The organism is Dellaglioa sp. CoH-55-MRSF-7 (assembly GCF_056782235.1).
On record NZ_JBXAYI010000015.1, the window covers coordinates 1 to 1818 of the forward strand.

Sequence of the window (1818 nt, forward strand, 5' to 3'; positions counted from 1 at the left end):
TTTTGTTTTTTATCCTGTTTATTTCTAATAGCGTTAAATGTTCTTCTCAATGAAACTGTGATGTCATGTTGCAAATCCTCGTAGTTATCTAAAAAGATAGTTGTTGGTTTTCCTGTTTGTTGAGTAATAAATGTTTCACTTGCCTTTTTAGCATTAAAAATAATCCCAATCATTTTTTCCATTTTCTTTGGATCATTTGCAGACCATAAAGTTAATTAGTTTATGGTCTGCAAATGATCCTGCTCTTATACTAAAAAGATGGACTATTTTTCTACCAGAAGTCAAGTGTTTCAATGCATTTAGGTTGTTTTATGAGCGTTATGGCAAAGCTGTGCGTACTATAACAGCCGACAATGGTTCTGAATTTATCTCATGGGACTTTTTAGAATATGTTCAAAAAGAGCTTAAAATTAAGCTATACTATGCCACACCGTCATCACCACAACAACGTGGTTCAAATGAAAACAGAAACCGTAAGCTACGTGATTGGTACCCTAAAGGCACGTCATTTAAAGATGTGAAACAACGACAATTAGATGAAGTAGCTTCAAAAATGAATGCTATGCCATTGAGACAGGCACTTGACGGTAAACGACCTATGGTAGTCTTTGAGCAGGAATATAAAGCCATGCAACGTTACCGTAGAGCTTATGAAAAGCGTAAACAACGTATGCTTGAAGTTAAAAAACAAGAATTCGAGAATAATTAAAAACGACATTGCAATTAAGCGGAGTAAATTGTAAAATTGTATAATAAAAAATATACGAATAGCTGGGTTGTGGCTAGCTAAAAAACGCCGACTAATGAATTTTTTCATTTTTGGCATTATTTTCGTTATAAAAAAAAAGGTAGGTGTAATTTAATGGGATATATATTTTTGGGGCTCGCGATTCTAGGTGAACTCTTGGGAACGAATTTGTTAAAAGCTTCAAACGGATTCAGTTCGCTTTGGGAAACTGTGGGGTCTTTAGTTTCATACGGTGCAAGTTTTTATTTTTTAGCATTAGCTATGAAAACTATAAACTTGAGTGTTGCTTACGCTTTATGGGCTGGCTTAGGAATTGTATTGACAACTGTTTTGGCAGTAGTCGTTTGGAAAGAATCTATTAATCTGAGCAGCGTCTTAGGAATTGTATTAATTTTGTCAGGAGTTGTCATTTTAAACTTGTATGGTCCTGGTCATTAAACCAAAATAAAAAACGACTAGCTGTATAAATATTATAATAAACAAAAGGCACCTGGTGTGTCTTTTTATTATGCTTAGAATATAAATATTTGAAAACGGGTTAATTAATTGAAATATTTGATATAATAGTGAGTAATTTGATTGCTAAAAGCCTTTGCGTAGACGTTCCAAAAACGTGTACGCAAAGGGTTAGGGCAACGGTTACTCGATGAAGCGAATCGTTATGCTAAAACGAAACAAAAACGTTATTTACGTTTGACTGTTTATGAAAAAAATTATGCAGGCATTCGTTTTTATGAACGTCATGGATTTAAAAAAATCGGGATAAAACATTTTCCTTTAGGAAAACAAGATCGTATTTGTCCGATTTTAGAAAAAGAAATCTAAAAAAACGTCCTCACTTTTGATGTTGAGGACGTTTTTTTAGACTGGTAATGTAACCATAATTCGCTTTCCTTTTTGATAAACCGCTAATTCTGTCACACCTGTTGCTTTTAAAGTTTCTCTATGGCTCTTATATGAGCTAATGTAGCCATTTTAACTTAATGATTGCAGGTATTCGCTGTACCACACTTCAAAAGTATTTCTCATTGCGCCAAAAATGTAATTTTCAGGATTAACTTTTTGTTTTT

At 33.3% G+C, this 1818-nt stretch carries 1 protein-coding gene and 3 pseudogenes; 3 read left to right on the top strand and 1 reads right to left on the bottom strand.

Annotation, left to right across the window (positions count from 1 at the left end):
- Positions 1-182, bottom strand: a pseudogene (locus AC1RPU_RS07545) (plasmid replication initiation protein); the annotation flags it as partial.
- 113 nt (positions 183-295) lie between these two features.
- Between AC1RPU_RS07545 and AC1RPU_RS07550 the strand changes: the two are divergent.
- From AC1RPU_RS07550 to AC1RPU_RS07560, 3 genes and pseudogenes are all read left to right on the top strand, one after another.
- A pseudogene (locus AC1RPU_RS07550) lies at positions 296-709 on the top strand (IS30 family transposase); the annotation flags it as partial.
- Positions 710-862: 153 nt separating this feature from the next.
- Positions 863-1186 carry a DMT family transporter gene (locus tag AC1RPU_RS07555; RefSeq protein WP_047916691.1) on the top strand — a complete coding sequence of 108 codons (324 nt, stop codon included), beginning with the start codon at positions 863-865 and terminating at the stop codon, positions 1184-1186.
- A 183-nt stretch (positions 1187-1369) separates the two neighbouring features.
- Positions 1370-1573 (top strand): annotated as a pseudogene (locus AC1RPU_RS07560) (GNAT family N-acetyltransferase); the annotation flags it as partial.
- Between the last annotated feature and the right edge of the window lie 245 nt (positions 1574-1818).

Coding starts and splice junctions, on each gene's coding strand:
- AC1RPU_RS07555 (WP_047916691.1), top strand. CDS start 863: ATGGGATATATATTTTTGGGGCTCGCGATTCTAGGTGAACTCTTGGGA.